Source organism: Reyranella sp. (assembly GCF_017305915.1).
In the GTDB taxonomy this organism is placed as follows: Bacteria; Pseudomonadota; Alphaproteobacteria; order Reyranellales; family Reyranellaceae; genus Reyranella.
Genome location: NZ_JAFKJN010000027.1, coordinates 1 through 21,873, shown reverse-complemented (window position 1 = coordinate 21,873; position 21,873 = coordinate 1). Strand labels below are relative to the sequence as shown.

The window sequence follows — 21,873 nt, the reverse complement described above, 5'->3', positions numbered from 1 at the left end:
CTCGATCGCCGCTGACAATGAAATCTGCCGAGGCGCGCGCGCTATCAGGGCGCCGGCCGCTCGTACTGGCCTTCGATCGCGTCCTCGCTGAGCTTCACGAAACCGTGGCGCAGGTAAAATCGGTCGGCCTTGCTGCCGTTGAGCACCCCGAGGCGGATCGGCAGGCAGACGGCATCGGCTTCGGCGAACAGGACCTTGAGGATGGTCGTGCCGAGGCCGGAGTTGTGGAAGCGGCGGTGGAGATAGAAAGAATCGAGCTTGATCTCGTCGGTGCCGATGCGGAAGCCGACGCAGCCCGCGAGCGCGCCGTCGACCAGGATGGTGCGCAGGCCGGGCTCGGCGAAGTGCTCGCGGAAGATGCGCCGCGCGCGCGAGGGCTTGTAGCGGAACACCCGCTCGAGATGCTCGCGCATCACGTCGATGCGGATCGCGAGCAGCGGTTCGAAGTCGGCCTCGCCGGCCGTGCCGAAACGCCAGTCCGTCATCACTCGATGCGGCCGAGGAAGCGGGCCAGCCGGAAGGCGTGCGGCCATTCGGCGACGTCGAGCCAGCCGACCGAGGTGTCGCGCGACAGCAGCAGCCGGTCGGCGCGCGCCACCAGGTTCTCCTCCGGCACGAAGCCGACGCCGCCGCGCTCGGCCGCGACTCGGCTGTCGAGCGAGTTGTCGCGGTTGTCGCCCATCATGAAGTAGTGGCCGGCCGGCACGGTGAAGACCGGCGTGTCATCCTGCCGCTCGCTGTCGGAGATCTCGACGATCTCGTGCTCATGCCCGCCCCCACCCGATATCGGCAGCGTCTCGACATAGAGCGAATCGTCGCCGTAGGCGCCGACCTTGCGCCGCGGCACCAGCGCGTCGTTGATATAGAGCCGGCCCTGTTTCATCTGGATGCGGTCGCCGGGCAGGCCGATCAGGCGCTTGACGTAGGTCTGCGACGGATCGCGCGGCAGGCGGAACACCACGACGTCGCCGCGCTCCGGCGGCCGGTCGAACAGCCGCCCGGTAAAGTCGGGCAGCAGGCCGATCGGCGAGGAATACTTGCCGTAGCCGTAGGCGAACTTGGCGCCGATCAATTCGTCGCCGACCAGCAGGGTCGGCACCATCGAGCCCGACGGCACGCTGTACGGCTCGGCCACCACCGTGCGCACCAGCAGCACGCAGCCGAGCGCCACCGCGACGGATCGGAGCTCGCGGGCCCAGTTCTTCATGGCAATGCCTCCTCAGGAGTCCGAGGCGATCTTCGCCACACGCGGCCGGGCGACGGCGAGCCAGTCCTGGGTGTCGAGCTCCATCGAGCGGTCGAGCCGGCCGGCATTGAAGAACAGCGTGGCATTGGCGAGCAGATCCTCGTCGACCACGATGTTTAGCTCGGGATTGAGGGAAAACGGAGGCACCGCGCCCATCGCACAACCGGTGAGGGCCTGCGCCGATCCAGGGCTTGCGAAGCCGCACTTGCGCGCCTCGAACAGGGTAGCGACGGCATTGAAGTCGAGCTTGCGGTTGCCCGGCAGGATGGCGAGCACGCTGCGCCGGCCGCCCCCGCCGCCGCGCACGTCGAGCACCATCGCCTTGGCCGCCTGCTCCGGCCGGTTGCCGCGGATCGCGCTGATCTTCTCCGAGCGGCCCTCGGCCGCGTGCTCGATGACCCTGAACTTCGCCCTGGCGTCCGTCAGCAGCGCGACCAGCCGGTCGAACACGTCCCCCGTCACCGAATCAACGTCCACGGACGACCTTCTCGGAGAGGATCTTCAGCGCCTCGTCGAGCGGCGGCACCTTGCCGTCGGCCGGTGCGATGTGCGCGTCCACGGTGCGGCGGTGGCTCTTCTCGATCGCCTCCGTCATCAGCGGATCGACGCCGGTATCGCGCAGGGTCTGCGCCACCAGGCCCATTTCTTCCCAGCGCCGCTCGGCATGCACGATGTGGGTCTGCGCCAGCATGGCGAGCGAGCCCGAGAAGGTCGTGGCATCGACGTCGCCCAGGCAGCCCATGACCTCTTTCAGGATGCCCTGGCGCTCGGCGGCGACGAAGGATTCGACGGCCAGCGCCTCGATGCCCTTCATGATCACCGAGCGCAGCATCTTGACCGACGAGGCGCTGCCGGGCCGCACGCCCAGCACCTTGGCGTCGAAGCCGTGGGCGTTCATCCAGGCGACCACCGGCTCGACGCCGTCACCCGCAACCAGCATCGGCGCCTTGATGCCCGACTTGAAGAAGCCGCCCATCACCGCGATGTCGATGTAGCGGCCGCCGCCGGCCTCGATGGCGCCGCGGTCCTCGTCCGACATCTTGCCGGTCACGGTGCAGAGGTCGAGATAGTGCGCGCCCGTCTTGAGCAGCGGCGCCGCGGCAGTCGCGGCGGAGAGCGCATGCTCGCCCTGGACGGCGCAGATCACCAGGTCGGCGTCGGAGAGCGCGTCGGTGTAGCGGTCGGCAATCGCGACATCGAGCCGGCGCGCTTCCTTGCCCAGCGCCGTGCCGCGGGCGTCCTTGTCGAGCGCGGTGTCGATGGCGATCACGCGGCGTGGGGCGTTGTCGCCGGGCTTGGAGGGCCCGCGCCAGCCGCCTTCAGCGGCGAGACCCCGCGCGATGGCGGAGCCTGCCTCGCCGAAGCCGAGCAGGGCGATGACCTTTGGATCGATGCTCATCGGCGGAAACTATCAGGAGGCGGGCGCTTCGCCATCCTTGCTGTTTCGTGCCGCCCCAGGGAGCCGAGCCGTGTCGCGCGAATGGGCGATGCGCAGCTTGGGCCGCACCACCGCCAGCTCGGGCTGGGTATGGCGCTCGGCGATGCCGGCATAGAGCTGCTTGCCCGATTCGATGACGCTGACGCCGGCGAAGCGGCCGAGCCAGCGCTGGCCGAAGCGCTCGACGGTCGGCGCCATGCGCAGCGCCAGCCGCGAATGGGTCGGCGGCATGAACAGCGCGCGCGCCTGGCGCATCGGCGCGAACATGTTGGCGCGCAGCAGCGCGGCCACCTGGCCCGGCGAATAGGGATGGCCCTGGTAGAACGGCGAGCGGTCGAGCTGGGCCCACAGGCCGGCGCGGGTCGGCGCGACCGTGATCAGCTTGCCGCCGTCGGCCATCACCCGCCAGATCTCGCGCAGGAACGGCCGTACCTGCTCGGTGCATTCGATGGCATGGACCAGCAGCACGCGGTCGACCGAGCGGTCGGGCAGCGGCAGGTCGAGCTCGTCGACCAAAGCGGTGTGGCTGCGGCCCTCGCGCGGCCAGCGCAGCACGCCCTGCTGGGCCGGCATGAACGCCATCGTCCGCTGGGCCTCTTCCATGAACGGCCGCAGGAAGGGGGCGGCATAGCCCAGGCCCAGGACGGTCTCGCCACGCACGTTGGGCCACACCTCGCGCAGGCGGGCCCGCAGCAACCGAACCGTCATCTGGCCCAGGGTGCTGCCATAGAATTCGTTGAGATCGAGGACGTCTGTCCACATATTGGCAGTCTAGCACCCGGAAAAGGCATCGACCAATGAGCACCAGCCTCGAAATCGTTCGAATCCCGGTCCTCAGCGACAACTACGTCTGGCTAATGCGCGAGCCGCAGAGTGGTTCCGTCGGCGTGATCGATCCAGCCGTGGCGGGGCCCGTCCTGGCCGAGGCCGAGAAGCGGCGCTGGAAGATCACGCACATCCTCAACACCCATCATCATGGGGATCATGTGGGCGGCAACCGCGAGATCAAGGAGGCGACCGGCTGCACCATCGTCGGTTTCGCCCGCGACAAGGCCCGCATCCCAGGCATCGACGTCACCGTCGAGGACGGCGATCGCTACCGCTTCGGCGAGGCCGAAGCCGAAGTTTTTTTCATTCCCGGCCATACCTCCGGACATATCGCCTATGCTTTCAAGGAGCAGCGCGCGCTGTTCTGCGGCGACACCATCTTCGCCCTGGGGTGCGGCAAGATGTTCGAGGGTACGCCGCAGCAGTTCTGGCACTCGCTCGAGCGCCTGCGCGGGCTGCCCGACGACATGCGGGTCTATTGCGCCCATGAGTACACGCAGTCGAACGCCCGCTTCGCGGTGACGATCGAGACCGACAACCAGCAACTGATGGCACGCCGCGAGTCGATCGACGCCGCGCGCGCCCGCAACGAGGCGACGGTGCCCAGCCTGCTGGGCGAGGAGAAGCGGACCAACCCGTTCCTGCGCGCCGACAAGCCGTCGGTCCAGAAGGCGGTCGGCATGCTGGGCCAGGACCCGGTGAAGGTCTTCGCCGAGGTAAGGCATCGGAAGGACGTGTTCCGCTAGCCGCGGAAGACGCCGTATCGTTGGGGGAGGACGATGGCGGCAACGAGATTGATCGAGGCCTTGCGGCGCCAGATGCGCCAACGGCTGAAGCTGGACATCATCAGCGCCGGCAACACCACGACGCTGCGTCACCAGCTCGAGCAGGTGCTGCGCGCCTATCGCATCGACACCGTGCTCGATGTCGGGGCCAACGAGGGCCAGTTCGCCGGCCAGGTGCGCGAGCTCGGCTTCACCGGCACGATCCATTCCTTCGAGCCGGTCCGGCAGACCTTCGGCCTCTTGCAGCAGAAAGCGAGCGGCGACGCCGGCTGGCATTGCCACCACCTGGCGCTCGGCCGGCAGCCCGGCCGGCTGACCATGAACCTGTCGGAATTCTCCAGCTTCAATTCGATGCTGGCGCCCAACGACTTCGGCGCGGGGCGCTTCCACGATCAGAAGGTGGTCGGCCAGGAGGAGGTCGAGGTCTCGACCCTGGACGCCTTCGTCGCCCAGCATGTGCCGGCCGGCGCCCGGATCTTCCTCAAGATGGACACCCAGGGCTTCGACCTCGAGGTCTTCGCCGGCGGCGAGCGGTCGCTCGACAAAGTGCATGTCCTGCTCTCGGAACTCTCCCTCATGCCGATCTACACCGGCATGCCGCGCTACGCCGAGGCGCTCGCCACCTACGAGGCCAAGGGCTTCTCGGTCAGTGGCTTCTTCCCGGTGAACAGCAACGACGATCTGTCGTTGATCGAAGCGGATTGCCTGATGGTCCGCCGCGCCGCGGTCTAAGGCTACGGGAGAGCGCCGCCAGTTGCCCCGCTACCAGGTCAGCAGCGAGAGATTGGGGACGTCGGCATAGTTGCCGGCGTTCAGCGTGACGACCGTCGCGCGATGGACGATCGCCTGAGCGGCGATCATGCGGTCGAGCAGCTTGCGGCGCGAGTAGCCGGCATGGGCGACGATCGCCCCATAGGCCGCAGCAGCTGCATCGTCGAAGGCGATCGCGGGAATTGCGGCAAGCACCGCATCGAGCCTGGCGCGCCGTATCGCGGCGTTCGGTGGATCGCGGTAGACCCCGCCCTCGAGCTCGACTCGCGTGACGATCGAGATCAACACCGCGTCCTGGAGAGCGGCGACCTTGCGGGTGATTGAGGGATCGCCGTCCCGCAGATGGATCGCGACGTCGGTGTCGAGCAGGAACGGCATCGCTCAGAGGCCGTCCCGTTCGGGCAGCTCCTCGACGTCGCGCTGCTCGATGGCGGAAGGCGCGGGCAAGGACTGCAGGCGTTCGATCATGGCGGGAATGGACATCGCGGCCGGATAGATCGTCATGACGTCGCCGGAACGCACGATCACCAGCTCGACGCCCTCACCATAGGCAACATCTCGCGGCAGCCGCAGCGCCTCGCTGTTGCCGCTCTTGAAGGTTTTGCTGCGTGCCATGGGCATAAGGATTTTTCCTCATTGTATATACAGGTATATACATTTCGATTGAGCCCAGTTGCAAGGTCAAGCACAGGCTTCACTCATACGAGCTCTCCGGGCAGGCCGGCGGTCAGGCGGCCGAGCAGCCCGGCCAGGGTGGCGATCTCCGGCTTGGTCCAGCGGTCGCGGAACAGGGCCTCGGATGACCGCTCGAGCGTGGCGCGGGCGTCCTTGGCCAGCCGTTGCCCGGCCGCCGTCAGCACGACATAGGCCAGCCGCGCATCGCGCGGGTCGGCCTGGCGGCCGACCATGCCGAGCTTCTCCAGCGGCTGGGTCATGCGCGTCACCGTCGAGGCGCTGACATGCAGCCGCTTGGCGAGGTCGATGCGGCTCAGCCGGAGCTTGGGCGCGGCCGAGAGATGCATCAGCAGCAACAGCTCCTTGAGGGCGAGGCCATGAATGGAGCCGAGGGCATTGCCGAACTGCTCCTCGATGCGGGCATGGGCGCGCAGCAGGGCCAGGACGGAGGAAAGCGGCGGATTGGACATGCTGCGGATATAGTCCGATATATTTCCGTTCGCAAGTATATCGGAATCAGTTTGCTGGAATGAAGTATTGAGCCGTGGCGGGAGCCGCGTTTCCGATCTGCGGGGCGGGACTCTGCGTGAAGGCGCTGGCCTCCAGCCCGATCCTCCCGTCGCGGATCGCGACCGTCAGGGTGCAACTGTCATGGGGACTGTTGGATGAGATGAGGCGGTCACCGAGCCTGGCGGGCACCGCTTCCACGAGCTTCACGCCGTCCACCTGATACACGGTGGTCGTCCGGGCGGAATAGGTTTGGAAGATCCCCGTCTGCCGGTTGTCGCGTATCACCCTGACGGTGCGCCCGTCCTGGAAGTAGACGTCAATGCCTGTGGCGGTGCGCTTCACGCGCTCGACCCAACAGGCTTCGGCGCCGTTCGAGAGCAGCATCGCCGACAGGATGGACAGCGCCGGCAGCTTCATTGAGGCTTGCTGCACGGATGGTCGGGCGTCCGGTCGTCGCAGAGGCGGACCGACCCGACGTACCGGATCCACTGCTTCACCTGGTCGCCCGTCGCCTCGAAGTGCGCCGCCCGGATCACGAGGTACAGGTTGGCGGTGCCCTTGATCACGTGGAACAGCGCGCTCTCCGGCTTGCCGCTGTCGGGGCCCTGGGCGCAGCGCGTCATCATCGTCGCCGTGCCGTAGCCGTTGCTCTTGCCCGGCAGGATGCGGGCCGGTGTAGGGCTGTCCTTGCAGGCCGTGGCCATCTGCTTGTCGATCACCTGCAGCAGCGCGACCGGATCGCTGCCGGCGGCCTTGTTCGGCATGGTGCGGATGGCGATCTGCTCCGTCCAGTTCTTGTCCGTCTGGCCGATCGGCTGCCAGATCTCGGTGACCGCGCCGTCGGCGCGCGTATCCTTTCCCAGGAACTTGAACCCTTCGGGTGTCGGCGCAATCAAGTGCTCGGCCTGCGATTGCGCGGCTGAAGGTCCGGCGGAGCCGCACAGCGCCAACGCCAGAACCATCGACAGCATTCCCCACTTCTCCGACATCACGACCGCTCCCCATGAGAGGATCATCACAGCACAGGCCATCGAGTCAGAAGGAGTGAGAACGAGCGCCTATCGGCGCGCCAAGCAGAAGGCGATGCCGCTGGCCATCAGCAGGCCGAGCGCGGCGAACAGCCAGCTCTGCGGGATGTTGAGGAACAGGAACGGCGCGGTGAGCGGACCGATCGCGGCGCCGAAGTCGCGCCAGGTCGAGTAGCTGGCCTGCGAGCTGAGATAGCCGCCGGTCACGCGCTGCATCACCATCACCGGGATCAGCGTGTTGTAGAGGCCGCGCGTCAGCACGATCACCACGCTGCCCACCACGTCGAGGTGGCAGGCGATCAGCAGGTAGCCCAGCACCAGGATCGAGCCGGTGACGACCGCCACGGGGCGCGCGCCGAAGCGGTCGCCCATCCAGCCGCCCACGGGGCCGCCGGTCGCCTCGACCAGGCAGCGCAGCGACAGCACCAGCGAGGTGGCGACGATCGGTGCGACCGACGTCACCGAATCCTTGAGCAGGAAGGCCAGCGTCAGCAGGAACACGCCATCGCCGGAGAAGCCCAGCAGGAAGCCCCAGATCTCGAGGCGGTGCGGCTTGGGCAAGCTGAAGCCGCGCCGCTCGGTGCGCTCGCTGGGCAGGGGCGGCAGCAGGAGCGCTGCGACCACCGCCAGAAGCGTCAGCGCGCCCAGCACCAGGAAGACGTTGCGCGGGCCGATCTGCAGCACCAGCAGCGCCCCGCCGATGAAGCAGCAAGCCTGGATCACGCCGATCATGCCGCGGCTCGCCCCGACCCGCTTGCCGGCATTGGCGCGGTCGGCCACGGCGTAGGCGAGCGAGCCGAGATTGAGGGAGGCGAAGGAGATGCCCCACAGGATGCGCGCGGCGATCTGCAGCCCCTCGCCGCCGTCGAGCCCGTAGCAGGTCGTCGAGACCACCGAGCCCAGCGCCGCGGCGATCATCAGGCGGCGTGCGCCGAGCTGCTCGCCGAGCCAGGCCGTCACCGAGTTGGCCAGCAGCCGGACCCAGCGGTTGAGCGACAGCAGCACGCCGACCATCGCGAGGCTGATGCCCCATTCCACGTGATAGAGCGGCAGGACGGCATAGATCAGCGTATCGCCCAGCAGCCCCAGCCCGATCACCGCGCCCGATAGCGCGACGGCGCGGCCGCCGACGATCGACGGGACGGTCGTGGTCACTGGGTGCGCAGCACCAGGGCTTCGCGCAGCGCGGCGGCACACATCGCGGCGCCGCGGCGCGCACCGTGCAGCAGCATCGGCGAGCTCAGGAAGCCGTGCAGCATGCCGCCGAACTCGACGAGGTCGGTGACGGTGCCTTCCTTCTGCAGCCGCCAGGCATAGGCGCGGCCCTCGTCACGCAGCGGGTCGTAGCCCGCGGTGACGACCAGCGCCGGCGGCAGGCCGGCCAGCGACTTGGCGCGCAGCGGCGACAGGCGCCAGTCGTCGCGCATCGCCTTGTCCGGCGTGTAGTGGTCGAAGAACCATTCCATGGTCGGTGCATTCAGCCCGTAGCCGTCGGCGAACAGGCGGTAGGACTCTGCGCGCGCCACGCCGTCGGTCACCGGATAGGCGAGGAGCTGCAGGCGCAGCTTGGGGCCGCCATGGTCGCGCGCCCAGATCGCCACCGCGGCCGAGAGATTGCCGCCGGCGCTGTCGCCGCCGATCGCCAGCCGGCTGGAGTCGATGCCGACCGAGGCGCCGTTGGCCGCCACCCACTTAAGCCCGGCGACGACATCGTCGAAGGCGTCCGGGAAGCGCGCCTCGGGCGCGAGGCGGTAGTCGATCGCGAACACCGCGATGCCGGCCTCGATCGCGAGCTGCGCGCACAGCACGTCGTGGCTGTCGAGATTGCCGAACACCCAGCCGCCGCCATGGGCGAACACCAGCGCCGGCAGCCGGGCCTCGGGCGATGCCGATTCGGGTCGATAGAGGCGCACGGCGATCGGCCCGCCGGGTCCGGGAATCGTGCGATCGGTCACGGTAACGCCACCGGGGCGCGGCCCCTGCGCGCCGGCGCGTGTGGACAAGTACTGTTCGCGTGCCTGTACGGCCGTGAGCGTGATCCAGGCGGGCCGGTTCGCCGCCGCCATGAGGTCGAGAAGTCGTTGGGATTCGGGATCGAGTGCCATGGCGATACTCTAACAGGCATCGCCCCTGTTCCGTCACTTGGCCGGTGCTAAGGTGCGGAATGACCTTCGATCCGGATCCTGCCGCTCCGCCGCCGCCGTCGCGGCCGTCGCGCTGGAGCCGGATGTGGTCCGGCATGCGAACCTGGCGCCCCTGGACCGGGAGGGCGGGCCGCGTCGGCAGCGCCGCCGCGACCGGCGGCCGCTGGATCTGGCGCTGGGGCTGGCGCGTCCTGCTGGTCCTGCTGATCCTCTATTATCCGGTCGGCGCGATGATCGTCGAGAACATCGACGACGACCCGCAGTTCCAGCTCACCAGCGTCGCGCCGGGCGAGAGCCGGGCCGTGGCGGTCGCGGCCAACCTCGTCACCCGCGAGGTCGATGTCCATAGCTGGACGCCGATGCTGCCGTTCTTCACCCCGGCCGGCATCCTCGACAACATGCCGAACTTCCAGCGCGGCATCATGGCGGCGCTGGGCCGCTTCTCGACCGAGCTGATGGACCAGCTCGGCCGCACCCGCGGCACCAGCCAGACCGACCGCGACCTCGAGCAGGCGCGCGGCTTCCTGAACGAGCAGCCCAACGTCTGGATCTGGCAGCCCAGCGTGTCGTTCTGGCCGTCCGCCACCTCGGCGCAGAAGTTCCGCGCCGGCCGCGACCGGCTGGTCGCCTACAACAAGCGGCTGGCGGCCGGCCAGGCGGTGTTCGAGCGCCGCGCCGACAACCTGCAGGCTCTGCTCGACCGCATCGCCAACGACCACGGCTCGGACTCGGCGGTGATCGACCAGCACATCGTCGAGCAGGCGGGCAACCTGTTCGACACGCACGTCGACGACATCTTCTATTTCAACAAGGGCCGGCTCTTCGCCAACTTCCTGCTGCTGCGCGAGCTCGGCAAGGATTTCGACGGCATCATCCGCGAGCGCGGCCTGACCAATGCCTGGAACGGCACGGTCGAGACCTTCCGCATCGCCGCGCAGCTCGACCCCTGGGTGGTGTGGAACGGCTATCCCGACGGGTTCCTGATCCCCAATCATCTGGCTGCGCAGGGCTTCTACCTGCTGCGCGCGCGCACCCAGCTGCGCGAGATCACCGCCATTCTCCTGAAGTGACGTAAGGGCAGCGCGTGGAGATCTACCTGCCCATCGCCGAACAGTCGATGAACGTGTTCGTGCTGTTCGCGCTGGGCGCGGCGGCGGGGCTGCTCGCCGGCATGTTCGGGGTCGGCGGCGGCTTCCTGGCGACGCCGCTGCTGATCTTCGTCGGCATCCCGCCCGCGGTGGCGGTGGCGAGCCAGGCCAACCAGGTGGTCGCCAATTCGGTGTCGTCGCTGCAGGTGCAGTGGCGGCGCGGCAACGTCGACCTGCGCATGGGGCTGGTGCTGCTGCTGGGCGGCATGATCGGCTCGTCGGCCGGCGTCACCCTGTTCACCTGGCTGAAGGCGATCGGCCAGATCGATTTCGTCATCGCCGTGCTGTACGTGATCCTGCTGAGCTCGATCGGCTCGCTGATGCTGTTCGAGAGCGTCCGCACCTGGTTCAAGCGCCGGCGCAACCCGACCGCGCCGCGCGGCAAGCTGCACACCCACTACCTGGTGCATCGCCTGCCGTGGAAGATGCGGTTCTACAAGTCGAAGCTCTACATCAGCGCCTTCCTGCCGATCACGCTGGGCTTCCTGATCGGAATCCTGTCGGCCATTCTCGGTGTCGGCGGCGGCTTCGTGCTGGTGCCGGCGATGATCTACCTGCTCGGCATGCCGACCACCGTCGTGATCGGCACGTCCAACTTCCAGATCCTGTTCGTCGCGGCTAACGTCGTCTTCCTCCAGGCGGCGACCAACGGCACGGTCGACGTGGTGCTGGCGCTGCTGCTGATCCTGGGCGGCGTGGTCGGCGCGCCGATCGGCAGCCGCATCGCCGCCCGCCTGCCCGGCGTGGTGCTGCGCGCCCTGATGGGCGTGCTGGTGCTGGCGGTGGCGACCGAGCTGCTGTTCGAGCTCTTGCGCACGCCCGCCTCGCCCTATTCGCTCGGACCGCGCGAGGTTCTGCCGTGAGGCGGCTCATCGTCCTGCTGCTCGCGCTGCTGGCATCGAATGCCGTCCCTGGCGTGGCCTCGGCGCAGCGCATCGAGCCGCCGCCCGGCTCGCTGACCGGCCCGACCTTCGGGCCGGCGCCCGATTCCAGCCTGCCGCCGTCGGTGCCCAGCGGGCCCGGCATGCCGGAGCTGATCGTCGACCTGTCGCAGCCGCGCGTCTCCATCACCTCGGCCTTCCAGGGCGAGAGCCTGCTGCTGTTCGGCATGTTCGACCCGCCGGGCGAGATCGTGGTCGTGGTCCAGGGCCCGCCGGCGCGCGAGACGGTGCTGCGTAAGGAGCGTTTCCTCGGCCTGTGGCTCAACACCGGCCGCATGCGCTTCGACGACGTGCCCGCCTACTACTTCATCGCCGCCAGCGCGCCCTTGCAGCGGCTGCTGGCCCGCGCCTCGGGCAGCGAGATCCTGTCGCTGGAGGACCGGCTGGCCAGCATCCGGCCGGTTCGGCCGCGCTCGCCGGCCCGGCTTGCCGAGTTCCGCCAGGGCCTGGTCGAGGTCAAGCGCCGCGAGGACCTCTATCCCGCCAATTTCGGCCACGTCACGGTCCAGGCCGGCCGGCTGTTCCGGGCCGAGCTGCCGTTCCCGTCGCGGCTGCCGGAAGGGGTCTACGACGTGCGCACCTATCTCCTGCGCGAAGGCAAGATCGTCGCTGCGGTGTCGCGGCCCTTGCCGGTCGGCAAGGTCGGGTTCAGCGCCCAGTTGGCCGGCTGGTCGGTCGAGGAAGGGCCGCTTTACGGTGCAGGCGCCATCGTCATGGCGCTGGTATTGGGCTGGCTGGGCGGCGCTGTGCTGCGCCGGCTCTAGGCGACCGGGGAGGAGACATGGCCGAGATCAAGATCACCGAGCGCGTTTTCCTGGTGGTGGTCGACGAGAGCCCGGAGCTGCGCAACGCGCTGCGCTATGCCTGCCGCCGGGCCAAGCGGACCGGCGGCCGGGTGGCGCTGCTCTATGTCATGCCGCCGCCAGAGGGCCAGACCTGGGGCGGCGTCGCCGACCTGATGCGCGATGAGGCGCGGCAGGAGGCCGAGCAGGCGGTGGCGCGCTACGCCGACGTCGCGGCCGACCTGACCGGCCAGCCGCCGTCGATCTACATCCGCGAAGGCAAGAGCCGCGACGAGCTGATCAAGCTCGTGAACGAGGACCATTCGATCTGCGTGCTGGTGCTCGGCGCGTCCTCGGGCCGCGAGGGGCCGGGGCCGCTGGTCACCGCCTTCACCCGCGCCGGCAGCGGCCTGCGTATCCCGCTGACCATCGTGCCGGGCGCCTTGTCGGAGGCGGAGATCGACGCTATTTCCTGATTTTCCTGCGACGTTTTGGACCTCGGTTGCGGGAAACGATTCTTTGCGGCGGGCAGTGCAGATGGTGATCTATGTCCGTCGAATCGCCCAACTCTCTGAAACAAATGTAACATAATTTAAATTTCCATAATATATTTCCCCTCGTCTCAAAAATATCCCTTGATCGCTTTCGGTGCGGTTCTTAGCTCGGAAGCATCATGTTCATCCAAACCGAGCAGACCCCGAACCCCTCGACCCTGAAGTTCCTTCCGGGCCGGGTGGTGATGGACAAGGGCACGCTGGACTTCGCCGATGCCGGCGCGGCCACGACCTCGCCGCTGGCCAAGCGGCTGTTCGCGATCGAAGGCGTGGAGCGCGTGTTCTTCGGCTCCGACTTCGTTACCGTCACCAAAGCCGCCGACAAGGATTGGCAGATCCTGAAGCCCTCGATCCTGGGCGGTATCATGGAGCACTACACCTCCGGCGAGCCGGTGGTGGCGTCCGAAGCACAGGTCACCGAGGCCGCCGCCGAGGACGACGAGGTGGTTGCCCAGATCAAGGACTTGCTCGAGACGCGGGTCCGGCCGGCCGTTGCCCAGGATGGCGGCGATATCGTGTTCCAGGATTTCCGCGACGGCGTGGTCTACCTGCACATGCAGGGTTCGTGCTCGGGCTGCCCGAGCTCGACCGCCACGCTCAAGATGGGCATCGAGAATCTTCTCAAGCACTACGTGCCGGAAGTGGTGGAAGTGCAGGCGGCCCAGTAGGCCGCCTCGCCTTTTATTAAGCGTCAGCGTCGGGATTTGTCGTCGTCGGCCGTGTGGGGCCGCGAGCAGTTCGTCGTTTGTCTCGACAACTGGGGGAGTAAGCTCATGGGATTTCCGGTCAGGCCTGCTGTCGAAGCCGGGCGCGCCTACGCCTTCCCGATCGTGTGGTCTGCCGTCCTGGTCGCGGGCATCGGCCTGCAGCAGCCCTTCCCCGAGATGAGCACCGGCCAGATGCTGGCCTTCAACGTGATCCCGCCGGCGGCGGCGGAGACCCGGCCGGTCGCGGCCGCGGCGTCCCCCGACCCGATGCTGACCTTCGTGCGCCACGAGATCGAGGTCGAGGATACGGTGCCGGTCAGCGCCCGCGAGATCGCGGGCGGCCATGGCCGCTTCGCCGCTCCCGGCAATGCCGTGCGCCGCCAGATCCAGGTCAAGGCGATCAATCCGAAGACCGCCGACGAGCTCGCCGGCTTCTTCCGCGAGGCGTCCTACACCCTGACCGATGTGCGCCAGGGCGATCCGGTGCCGCCGCTCAAGGTCGAGCGCGTGCCCGACGATCTCAACAATAAGGAAGGCGCCGAGCGCAAGGCGCTGTTCATCACCGCGCTGCTGCCGGTGATCCTCGAGGTCAACCAGCGTGTGGTGGCCGAGCGCGAGCAGCTCCTCTTCCTGCGCGACAAGCTGCAGAGCCCGGTCGGCCTGACCACGTTCGAGCGCGCCTGGCTGGAGCAGCTCGCCGACCGCTACGACGGCAGTGCCGACAAGCTCGACGAGCTGCTGAAGCGCGTCGATGTCGTGCCGCCGTCGATGGCGATCGCTCAGGCCGGCATCGAGTCAGGCTGGGGCACCTCGTTCGCCGCCCGCACCGGCAATGCCCTGTTCGGCCAGATCCAGGCCGGCGGCCGTCATGCCGTGAGCGTGTCATGGAAACCCGGAACCGGCATGCCGCAGCCCTTCGCCAATGTCGGTGACGCGGCCGACGCCTATGTCTCCAACCTCAACACGCACGCCGCCTACAGCGCCTTCCGCACCGAGCGCGCGTCGATGCGCGCGCGCGGCGAGACGCCCGACGGCTATCGCCTGATCGGCCAGCTGCTGCGCTACTCGGAGCTCGGCCAGCAGTATGTCGGCTTCGTGCGCCAGGTGATGCGCGAGGACAAGCTCACCGACTTCGACAAGGCGAAGCTGTCGTTCTGATGCCTACATCATCTCCCGCGGCAGGTCGGCGTCGCTGATCAGCGGATAGCGCCGCGCGTCGAACAGCTGATAGTGCCACCACTCGTTGCGATAGAAGTCCCAGCCCGCCGCCGTCATGAGCCCCATCAGCAGCAGGCGATTGCGCTGCGCCTCGGCCGGCACATCGGTGCGGCCATGGTGAGACAGCGGCGTGAAGGCGTCGAAGCCGGTGCCCATGTCGAGCTCCCGCCCGTCCGCGAGCAGGGTGAGGTCGACCGCGACGCCGCGCGAATGCGGCGAGCCGCGCCGCGGGTCGGCGAGGAACTCCGGATCGGGATTGAAGTTCCACAGCTTCCACTGCGCCTCGACCGGCCGCAGCGCGTCGAAGATGCGCAGGCGCAGGCCGAGCGGCCGCGCCAAGTCGATCGCGGTCTGCAGCTTCTCCGCCGCCTCGCGGTGCAGGAAGCATTCGGCTTTCCGATAGACCGGCTGGCCGGTTAGATTGTCGGCGGTCGCGTAGGCCAGTGTCACGTCGGCATCGAAGACGGGCGGGGCGATCTCAACCAGGTCGAGCTTCATGATTCAACAATGCCCAGCCGTTTCGGCGAGCGCCAGCGGATGACCGTCCTCGCCTTCGATTGCGCGATCAGCGGACTTGCCGTCGCCGTGGTGCGCGACGGCGCGGCGCTCGCCGAGCGCCGGGAGGCGGGGCGCGGCCAGGCCGCGACCCTGCTGCCGGCCATCGCGCGCGCGTTGGAGGAGGCGGCTGTCGATCGCCACGCGCTGTCGCTGATTGCCGTTACGGTCGGGCCGGGCAGCTTCACCGGTGTGCGCGTCGGTCTCGCGGCGGCGCGTGGCCTGGCTTTGGCGCTCGACATCCCGTTGGCCGGACTCACCACCACGGCGGCTCTCCTCGCGGCGGCACCGCAGGATGGCCGTCTCGCGGTCGCAGCCATCGACACGCATCTCGGCGACTGGTTCTGCGCGATCGATGGCGCGCCGTTCGTCGCGTCCACCGAAGCGCTGGCGGCCAGGCTCGCCGGCAAACCGTGCCGCATCGTCGGGCCCCAGGCCGAGACCCTGGCGCCGCTGTTGCCCGATGCCGTGGCGCAACAGGCCTTGCCCGATCCCGCCCTGATGGCGCGCGTTGCCATGGCGGATGGCATCGACGCCTGGCGTGTGCGCAATCGCACGGAGGGGCTGCCGCGGCCGCTGTACCTGCGCGGCGTCAACGTCACCGCGCCCGACGGCACGCGGCGCACGGTCGAGACCGGCTGAATGAACGGTCGTTTCATGGTGAGGCCGATCGGTGCCCTCGATCTCGATCGCGCGGCGCGCCTGCATCGCTCGGCCTTCGCGGCCCTCGGCGAGCGGCCCTGGACACGCCAGGACATGGCCGAGCTGCTGGCGTCATCGACTGCCGGCGGCTTCTTCCTGCTGGTCGACGGCGAGGATGCCGGCATCGCGCTGTGGCGCACCACCGTCGATGAGGCAGAGTTGCTGACCATCGCGGTCGATGCCGCGCATCGCCGGCGGGGCGTCGCGCGTGCGCTGCTCGACGCGGTCATCGAGCGGGTGCGCGAGCACGGCGCGCGCGTGCTTTTCCTCGAGGTCGGCGTGGATAATCCGCCGGCGCTTTCGCTTTATGCACAGGCGGGCTTCACGGAAGTCGGCCGGCGGCTCGGCTACTACCAGCGCCATCGCGGCGTTGCCGACGCCTTGATTTTGAGACTGCTTCTCAACGATGGCGGATAGTCACGATATGGTCATTGCCGTCGGGTACGATGCCCAAAATGATGTGTCCCTCGTCACGCGCCGCGCGCGGCACGTTGCGCAACGGCTCCTCGCCGCGCAGACGGACCGAGAGCACCTCGCCGGGCTGCATGCGCTCGAGCTTGAGCTTGGTGCGCACGAAGGTCATCGGGCAGACCTCGCCGGTGATGTCGATGGTCTCGGTGGGGGTCTCCGTGGGCGTCGGGTCGGCCGCTTTCATGCCGGCAACTATACCCCGTTCGCCAAGCGGTGTAGGGTGCGCCGAGATGCCTGATCAGAAGTCCAAGCTCGAAGCGATCTGCGCAGAACGCGGCCTCAAGATGACCGACCAGCGCCGCGTCATCGCGCGCGTGCTCTCCGACTCGCATGACCATCCCGATGTCGAGGCGCTGCACAAGCGCGCCGTCGCGGTCGATCCCAACATCTCGATCGCCACGGTCTACCGCACGGTGCGACTGTTCGAAGAGGCAGGCATCCTCGCCAAGCACGATTTCGGCGACGGCCGCGCCCGCTACGAGGAGACGCCGAGCGAGCACCACGATCACCTGATCGACATCCAGAGCGGCAAGGTCGTTGAATTCCACAACGACGAGATCGAGGAGCTGCAGCGCAGGATCGCCGAAAAGGCCGGTTACCGGCTGGTCGGCCATCGCCTGGAGCTGTTCGGCGTGCCTCTGGACGGCAAAAACGACCGGCAGAAATGAGTGGACGGCCTTGGTGCCGGCCCGATAATGGCCGGATGATCGGGGCGGCTCCCTTGCGGATGGAACATGCGCATTGACCGTGCTGACAGTGAAGCCGAGCTTCTAGGCCCGCCGATTTCCAACCGGGAAATCGTCAAGGTCGTCGCCGGCGACTTCGAGGTCCGTCTCGCCAAGACGGCCGAGGAGATCGACGCGGCACAAGCCTTGCGCTATCGCGTGTTCTACGAGGAAATGAAGGCGCAGCCGTCGCCCGAGACGGCGCGGCTGCGTCGCGACTTCGACGCCTACGACCAGATCTGCGACCACCTGCTGGTGCTCGACCGCCGCCGCGGCGAGGGCCCGGAGGGCATCGTCGGCACCTATCGCCTGATCCGCCGCGAGCACGCGGCGAAGAGGGGACGTTTCTATTCGTCGGCCGAGTACGACGTGCAGAAGATGGTCGACTTCCCGGGCGAGGTGCTGGAGGCCGGCCGTTCCTGCATCGCCAAGGACGCGCGCAACACCGCGACCATGCAGATGCTGTGGCGGGGCATCGCGCTCTACGCCTACCACTACAACGTCCAGGCGATGTTCGGCTGTGCGAGCTTCCCGGGCACCGATCCGCAGCAGCACGCGCAGGCGATGAGCTATCTCTACCATCACCATCTCGCGCCGCCGGAGATCCGCGTGCGCGCGGTCGAGAGCCGTTACGTCAACATGGAGATGCTGCCGCGCGACGATTACGACCAACGCAAGGCGATGGCGCGCGTCCCGCCGCTGATCAAGGGCTACCTCAGGCTCGGCGGCTATGTCGGCGACGGCGCGGTGATCGACGGGCAGTTCAACACCACCGACGTGTTCGTCATCGTCAAGACCGAGCTGGTGACCGAGAAGTACATGCGCCATTACGAGCGCGGCGTGAACGAGAAGGACTGATTCCTCTCGTCGATGTGGATCGGGTCTCCCCTGCGCGGCGCCTTCCGGCTGCTGAGTTACGTCACGCTGACGCTCGTCGCGCTGCCCATCTACCTGCTGGCGGCCGCGCTGCGCATCCGGCCGGTGATCCGCTGGATGCCGGTCTACTACCACCGCCTGGTCTGCTTCATCATGGGCATCCGCGTGCGGGTGCGCGGCACGCGCTCGGGCACCACGCCGACCCTGTTCGTCTGCAACCACGTCTCCTATCTCGACATCGAGGTGCTGGGCGGGCTGGTGCCGGGCAGCTTCGTCGCCAAGGCCGAGGTCGCCACCTGGCCGTTCTTCGCGACGCTCGCCAAGGCGCAGCGCACCATCTTCATCGAGCGCACCTCGGGCAAGACCAGCGCCAGCCGCGACGAGATGCTGCGCCGGCTGAACACCGGCGACAACCTGATGCTGTTCCCCGAGGGCACCTCGACCGACGGCACGCGCGTGCTGCCGTTCCGCAGCGCCTTGTTCGGGGTGGCGCAACTGCGGCGCGACGACAAGCCGATCGTGGTGCAGCCGGTGGCGATCGCCTACACCCGGCTCGACGGCATTCCGCTCGGCCGCTACTGGCGGCCCTTGTTCGCCTGGTTCGGCGACCTCGACCTGGTGCCGCACCTCTGGCAGATGACCTGCCTCGGCGAGACCGAGGCGGTGGTGACCTTCTTCCCGCCGGTCGACATCGACCAGCTCGGCGACCGCAAGAAGCTCGCCGAGTTCTGCTACCGCCAGGTGTCGCTGGGCGTCCAGGCCGCCAATGCCGGCCGCGACGAGCTTTTGCCCCGACTCGCCTAGCCGGCCGGCTTTTGATAGAACCCGCCCGTTTCAGAACCGGAGACCGATGACCACCGTCCGCTCCAACGGACAGCGCAAGCGCGTCTTCATCCGCACCTACGGGTGCCAGATGAACGTCTACGATTCCGACCGCATGGCCGACGTCCTGCGGCCGCTCGGCTATGCGCTCGCGCCCGCTCCGGACCAGGCCGATCTGGTGGTGCTGAACACCTGCCACATCCGCGAGCACGCCTCGGAGAAGGTCTATTCCGAATTGGGCCGCATGCGCGACCTCAAGGTGGAGCGCCGCGCCGAGGGCAGAGACCTCACCATCGCCGTCGCCGGCTGTGTGGCGCAAGCCGAGGGCGAGGAGATCGCCAAACGCCAGCCCGCGGTCGACATCGTGGTCGGCCCGCAGGCCTATCACCGCTTGCCGCAGCTGCTGGCCGAGGCCGAGCGCAAGACGGCGATCCTCAAGGCCGGCAAGCGGCTCCCGGGGGCCGGCGTGCTCGACACCGACTTTCCGGCCGAGAGCAAGTTCGATCACCTGCCGGCGCCGCAGGGCGTGCGCGCCGGCTCGGCCTTCCTGTCGATCCAGGAAGGCTGCGACAAGTTCTGCACCTTCTGCGTCGTGCCCTACACGCGCGGCGCGGAGTATTCGCGGCCGGCCGCCAAGGTGCTGAGCGAAGCGCGCCAGCTCGTTGCCGCAGGCGCGATCGAGATCACGCTGCTTGGCCAGAACGTCAACGCCTATCATGGCGAGGCGGAAGACGGCTCGACCTGGTCGCTCGCCCGCCTGATCCACGCGCTGGCCGAGATTGAGGGCGTGGCGAGGCTGCGCTACACCACCTCGCATCCGCGCGACATGGACGACGATCTGATCGCCGCGCACGGCGAGGTGCCGCAGCTCGTGCCGTACCTGCATCTGCCGGTGCAGTCGGGCTCCGACCGCATCCTCGAGGCGATGAACCGCCGCCACGGCCGCGATCTCTTCCTCGACATCGTCGATCGCCTGCGCACGGCGCGGCCGGATCTCGCACTGTCGTCCGACTTCATCGTCGGCTTCCCGGGCGAGAGCGACAGGGACTTCGACGACACGATGGGACTGGTCGAGCAGGTTGGCTTCGCCTCGGCCTTCTCCTTCAAGTACAGCCGCCGCCCTGGCACGCCGGGGGCGGCGATGGACGACCAGGTGCCGGAAACGGTGAAGTCGGCGCGGCTGCATGCTCTCCAGGCGCTGCTCGGCGACCAGGCGCGCGCCTTCAATGCCTCCAAGGTCGGCCAGACCGTGCCGGTGCTGTTCGCCGAGCCGGGCCGTCGGCCTGGCCAGTTGATCGGCAAGACGCCGTGGCTGCAGTCGGTCTATGCCGACGGCGACCCGCGCCTGATCGGCAGCATCGTCGAGGCGCGGCTCGTCGAGGGCCATGCCAACAGCCTGGCCGGCGAGATCGTCACCGGTAGCTACGGGGTCGCCGCGTGAGCGTCACCCGCCGGGTCGCGTTCGACGACAACTCCGTGCTGGTCGAGCTCTATGGCGTGCACGACCGCAACCTCGCCCGCGTCGAGCAACTCACCAACACCAAGATGCGCGCCCGCGCCAACCAGCTCGAGATCGGCGGCGAGGAGGACGACGTCGCGGTCGCGCACAAGACGCTGACCAGCCTCTACGAGCGGCTGAAGCGCGGCCTTGCCGTCGATACTGCCGATGTCGATGCCGCGGTGCGCTTTTCCCGCGTCGACGGTGCCGGCAGCGACGAAGGCATCCGCACGCGCAAGCGCACCATCAACGCGCGCTCGCCGGGCCAGCGCGAGTATCTCACCGCGCTGCGCGAGCGCGACATGGTGTTCGCGCTGGGGCCCGCCGGCAGCGGCAAGACCTACCTCGCGGTGGCGATGGGCGTATCGCTGCTGCTGGCCGGCAAGGTCGAGCGCATGGTGCTGTCGCGGCCCGCGGTCGAGGCCGGCGAGCGGCTGGGCTTCCTGCCCGGCGACCTGAAGGAGAAGATCGATCCCTATCTGCGGCCGCTCTACGACGCGCTGCACGACATGGTGCCGGCCGAGCAGATCGCCAAGCGCATGGAGGACGGCGACATCGAGATTGCGCCGCTCGCCTTCATGCGCGGCCGCACGCTGTCGCACTGCTACGTCATCCTCGACGAGGCGCAGAACACGACGGCGATGCAGATGCGCATGTTCCTGACCCGCCTGGGCGAGGGCTCGCGCATGGTGGTGACCGGCGATCCCAGCCAGGTCGACCTGCCGCGTGGCGAGAAGTCGGGCCTGGCCGACGCCGTCGACACGCTCTCCCATGTCGAGGGCATCCGCTTCGTGCGGCTCAGCTCCAAGGACGTGGTGCGCCACGACCTGGTGACCCGCATCGTCGAGGCCTATGACGCGCGCGACCGGGCCAAGAGCAAAGGTTGACGTCGTCCTGCTCGACGCGGCGTGGGCCAAAGCCCTGCCCGGCGTCGAGCGGCTGGTCCGCAAGGCCGCGCGCGCGGCGCTGGGCGCCAAGGTGCGGTCGCTGACGATAGCGTTGTCCGACGACAGGCGTGTGCGGGCGCTCAACGAGCGCGACCGCAAGAAGGACAAGCCGACCAACGTGCTGTCCTATCCATCGGGCGAGAAATCGTTCCTCGGCGACATCGTGCTGGCCCGCCAGACCGTGTGGCGCGAGGCGCGCGAGCAGAAGAAGACTCCCTCCGACCATGTCGCGCACCTCGTCGTGCACGGCACGCTGCATCTGCTGGGCTACGATCACGAGACCAGCGATGCCGATGCCGAACGCATGGAGGCGCTGGAGCGGCGCATCCTGAAGAAGCTCGGGATCGCCGACCCTTATACCATCGGCCCTAAGTTCTGACCGATGCCCATTCGCGGGTAGTGATCGAAGCGAGGCGGACAGTGTCGGCGATGAGCCAGTTCCAAGCGTCGCAACAACCCTGGACGATGTCGTCATAAGTTTGCCAGACGCGTCTGCTGAGCT

Annotated in this window: 30 protein-coding genes; 16 read left to right on the top strand and 14 right to left on the bottom strand. The window is 68.2% G+C overall.

What is annotated here, in order from left to right:
- Nucleotides 1-44: 44 nt before the first annotated feature.
- The 5 genes from J0J01_RS24830 to J0J01_RS24810 are packed head-to-tail and all read right to left on the bottom strand — an operon-like array spanning nt 45 to nt 3,446.
- The gene (locus J0J01_RS24830) at nt 45-485 is read right to left on the bottom strand and encodes a GNAT family N-acetyltransferase (RefSeq protein WP_296385640.1); all 441 of its coding nucleotides are present in this window, start codon (nt 483-485) and stop codon (nt 45-47) included.
- On the bottom strand, nt 485-1,207 hold the full coding sequence (gene lepB, locus J0J01_RS24825; RefSeq protein WP_296385639.1) for a signal peptidase I: 723 nt from the start codon (nt 1,205-1,207) through the stop codon (nt 485-487). The genes J0J01_RS24830 and lepB overlap by 1 nt, the downstream gene beginning before the upstream one ends.
- 12 nt (nt 1,208-1,219) lie before the next feature.
- Entirely contained in the window at nt 1,220-1,723 is a 504-nt protein-coding gene (locus J0J01_RS24820; protein ID WP_296385637.1) for a YbaK/EbsC family protein, read from the bottom strand.
- Nucleotides 1,713-2,645 (bottom strand): DUF1932 domain-containing protein, encoded by a 933-nt coding sequence (locus tag J0J01_RS24815; RefSeq protein ID WP_296385635.1) that lies wholly within the window; start codon nt 2,643-2,645, stop codon nt 1,713-1,715. Before J0J01_RS24815 ends, J0J01_RS24820 begins: the two co-directional genes overlap by 11 nt.
- A gap of 12 nt (nt 2,646-2,657) precedes the next feature.
- Nucleotides 2,658-3,446 carry a methyltransferase domain-containing protein gene (locus J0J01_RS24810; protein ID WP_296385634.1) on the bottom strand — a complete coding sequence of 263 codons (789 nt, stop codon included), beginning with the start codon at nt 3,444-3,446 and terminating at the stop codon, nt 2,658-2,660.
- A 35-nt stretch (nt 3,447-3,481) separates the two neighbouring features.
- Between J0J01_RS24810 and gloB the strand changes: the two genes are divergently transcribed.
- Nucleotides 3,482-4,258 (top strand): hydroxyacylglutathione hydrolase, encoded by a 777-nt coding sequence (gloB, locus tag J0J01_RS24805; RefSeq protein WP_296385632.1) that lies wholly within the window; start codon nt 3,482-3,484, stop codon nt 4,256-4,258.
- Between the two features lie 33 nt (nt 4,259-4,291).
- The gene (locus J0J01_RS24800; RefSeq protein ID WP_296385630.1) at nt 4,292-5,029 is read left to right on the top strand and encodes an FkbM family methyltransferase; all 738 of its coding nucleotides are present in this window, start codon (nt 4,292-4,294) and stop codon (nt 5,027-5,029) included.
- Nucleotides 5,030-5,059: 30 nt separating this feature from the next.
- Here the strand turns inward: J0J01_RS24800 and J0J01_RS24795 are convergent, their stop codons facing one another.
- The 7 genes from J0J01_RS24795 to J0J01_RS24765 form a co-directional block, all read right to left on the bottom strand.
- Nucleotides 5,060-5,446 carry a PIN domain-containing protein gene (locus J0J01_RS24795; protein WP_296385628.1) on the bottom strand — a complete coding sequence of 129 codons (387 nt, stop codon included), beginning with the start codon at nt 5,444-5,446 and terminating at the stop codon, nt 5,060-5,062.
- 3 nt (nt 5,447-5,449) lie between these two features.
- Nucleotides 5,450-5,683, bottom strand: a complete 234-nt coding sequence (locus J0J01_RS24790; protein WP_296385626.1) for an AbrB family transcriptional regulator — start codon at nt 5,681-5,683, stop codon at nt 5,450-5,452.
- A gap of 83 nt (nt 5,684-5,766) precedes the next feature.
- Entirely contained in the window at nt 5,767-6,213 is a 447-nt protein-coding gene (locus J0J01_RS24785; RefSeq protein WP_296385624.1) for a MarR family transcriptional regulator, read from the bottom strand.
- Nucleotides 6,214-6,259: 46 nt separating this feature from the next.
- Entirely contained in the window at nt 6,260-6,670 is a 411-nt protein-coding gene (locus J0J01_RS24780) for a hypothetical protein (protein WP_296385622.1), read from the bottom strand.
- Nucleotides 6,667-7,224, bottom strand: a complete 558-nt coding sequence (locus J0J01_RS24775) for a hypothetical protein (RefSeq protein WP_296385621.1) — start codon at nt 7,222-7,224, stop codon at nt 6,667-6,669. The genes J0J01_RS24780 and J0J01_RS24775 overlap by 4 nt, the downstream gene beginning before the upstream one ends.
- 87 nt (nt 7,225-7,311) lie before the next feature.
- Nucleotides 7,312-8,436 carry an MFS transporter gene (locus J0J01_RS24770; protein ID WP_296385620.1) on the bottom strand — a complete coding sequence of 375 codons (1,125 nt, stop codon included), beginning with the start codon at nt 8,434-8,436 and terminating at the stop codon, nt 7,312-7,314.
- Nucleotides 8,433-9,236 (bottom strand): alpha/beta hydrolase, encoded by an 804-nt coding sequence (locus tag J0J01_RS24765; protein WP_296385619.1) that lies wholly within the window; start codon nt 9,234-9,236, stop codon nt 8,433-8,435. The genes J0J01_RS24770 and J0J01_RS24765 overlap by 4 nt, the downstream gene beginning before the upstream one ends.
- Nucleotides 9,237-9,520: 284 nt before the next feature.
- Between J0J01_RS24765 and J0J01_RS24760 the strand changes: the two genes are divergently transcribed.
- The 6 genes from J0J01_RS24760 to J0J01_RS24735 all read left to right on the top strand — a co-directional run bounded on the left by J0J01_RS24760 (nt 9,521) and on the right by J0J01_RS24735 (nt 14,715).
- On the top strand, nt 9,521-10,495 hold the full coding sequence (locus J0J01_RS24760; protein WP_296385618.1) for a DUF2333 family protein: 975 nt from the start codon (nt 9,521-9,523) through the stop codon (nt 10,493-10,495).
- A 14-nt stretch (nt 10,496-10,509) separates the two neighbouring features.
- Nucleotides 10,510-11,436 (top strand): sulfite exporter TauE/SafE family protein, encoded by a 927-nt coding sequence (locus tag J0J01_RS24755; RefSeq protein ID WP_296385616.1) that lies wholly within the window; start codon nt 10,510-10,512, stop codon nt 11,434-11,436.
- Nucleotides 11,433-12,278 (top strand): TIGR02186 family protein, encoded by an 846-nt coding sequence (locus J0J01_RS24750; RefSeq protein ID WP_296385614.1) that lies wholly within the window; start codon nt 11,433-11,435, stop codon nt 12,276-12,278. The genes J0J01_RS24755 and J0J01_RS24750 overlap by 4 nt, the downstream gene beginning before the upstream one ends.
- 17 nt (nt 12,279-12,295) lie before the next feature.
- On the top strand, nt 12,296-12,772 hold the full coding sequence (locus tag J0J01_RS24745; RefSeq protein WP_296385612.1) for a universal stress protein: 477 nt from the start codon (nt 12,296-12,298) through the stop codon (nt 12,770-12,772).
- Nucleotides 12,773-12,969: 197 nt separating this feature from the next.
- Nucleotides 12,970-13,518 (top strand): NifU family protein, encoded by a 549-nt coding sequence (locus J0J01_RS24740; RefSeq protein ID WP_296385610.1) that lies wholly within the window; start codon nt 12,970-12,972, stop codon nt 13,516-13,518.
- Between the two features lie 105 nt (nt 13,519-13,623).
- Entirely contained in the window at nt 13,624-14,715 is a 1,092-nt protein-coding gene (locus tag J0J01_RS24735) for a glucosaminidase domain-containing protein (RefSeq protein ID WP_296385608.1), read from the top strand.
- Between the two features lie 3 nt (nt 14,716-14,718).
- Here the strand turns inward: J0J01_RS24735 and ddpX are convergent, their stop codons facing one another.
- Nucleotides 14,719-15,273 carry a D-alanyl-D-alanine dipeptidase gene (gene ddpX, locus J0J01_RS24730; protein WP_296385606.1) on the bottom strand — a complete coding sequence of 185 codons (555 nt, stop codon included), beginning with the start codon at nt 15,271-15,273 and terminating at the stop codon, nt 14,719-14,721.
- 9 nt (nt 15,274-15,282) lie between these two features.
- Here ddpX and tsaB point away from each other — a divergent pair, with 9 nt between their 5' ends.
- Together tsaB and rimI are read left to right on the top strand one after the other, a co-directional pair.
- The gene (tsaB, locus tag J0J01_RS24725) at nt 15,283-15,972 is read left to right on the top strand and encodes a tRNA (adenosine(37)-N6)-threonylcarbamoyltransferase complex dimerization subunit type 1 TsaB (RefSeq protein ID WP_296385604.1); all 690 of its coding nucleotides are present in this window, start codon (nt 15,283-15,285) and stop codon (nt 15,970-15,972) included.
- Nucleotides 15,973-16,449 carry a ribosomal protein S18-alanine N-acetyltransferase gene (gene rimI / locus J0J01_RS24720; RefSeq protein ID WP_296385602.1) on the top strand — a complete coding sequence of 159 codons (477 nt, stop codon included), beginning with the start codon at nt 15,973-15,975 and terminating at the stop codon, nt 16,447-16,449. It abuts the gene before it with no gap.
- Here rimI and J0J01_RS24715 read toward each other — a convergent pair.
- A complete protein-coding gene (locus J0J01_RS24715; protein WP_296385600.1) occupies nt 16,433-16,687 on the bottom strand; it encodes a sulfurtransferase TusA family protein in 255 nt (84 codons plus the stop codon). The two genes, rimI and J0J01_RS24715, sit on opposite strands and share 17 nt — an antisense overlap.
- 46 nt (nt 16,688-16,733) lie before the next feature.
- Between J0J01_RS24715 and J0J01_RS24710 the strand changes: the two genes are divergently transcribed.
- From J0J01_RS24710 to ybeY, 6 genes are all read left to right on the top strand, one after another.
- Nucleotides 16,734-17,171, top strand: a complete 438-nt coding sequence (locus J0J01_RS24710) for a Fur family transcriptional regulator (protein WP_296385598.1) — start codon at nt 16,734-16,736, stop codon at nt 17,169-17,171.
- A 66-nt stretch (nt 17,172-17,237) separates the two neighbouring features.
- Nucleotides 17,238-18,086 (top strand): GNAT family N-acyltransferase, encoded by an 849-nt coding sequence (locus J0J01_RS24705; protein WP_296385595.1) that lies wholly within the window; start codon nt 17,238-17,240, stop codon nt 18,084-18,086.
- Nucleotides 18,087-18,098: 12 nt separating this feature from the next.
- The gene (locus J0J01_RS24700; protein WP_296385592.1) at nt 18,099-18,908 is read left to right on the top strand and encodes a lysophospholipid acyltransferase family protein; all 810 of its coding nucleotides are present in this window, start codon (nt 18,099-18,101) and stop codon (nt 18,906-18,908) included.
- A gap of 46 nt (nt 18,909-18,954) precedes the next feature.
- Entirely contained in the window at nt 18,955-20,367 is a 1,413-nt protein-coding gene (miaB, locus tag J0J01_RS24695; protein ID WP_296385591.1) for a tRNA (N6-isopentenyl adenosine(37)-C2)-methylthiotransferase MiaB, read from the top strand.
- On the top strand, nt 20,364-21,311 hold the full coding sequence (locus tag J0J01_RS24690) for a PhoH family protein (protein ID WP_296385588.1): 948 nt from the start codon (nt 20,364-20,366) through the stop codon (nt 21,309-21,311). The genes miaB and J0J01_RS24690 overlap by 4 nt, the downstream gene beginning before the upstream one ends.
- On the top strand, nt 21,277-21,750 hold the full coding sequence (gene ybeY, locus J0J01_RS24685) for an rRNA maturation RNase YbeY (protein WP_296385586.1): 474 nt from the start codon (nt 21,277-21,279) through the stop codon (nt 21,748-21,750). Before J0J01_RS24690 ends, ybeY begins: the two co-directional genes overlap by 35 nt.
- The last annotated feature ends 123 nt before the right edge of the window (nt 21,751-21,873 follow it).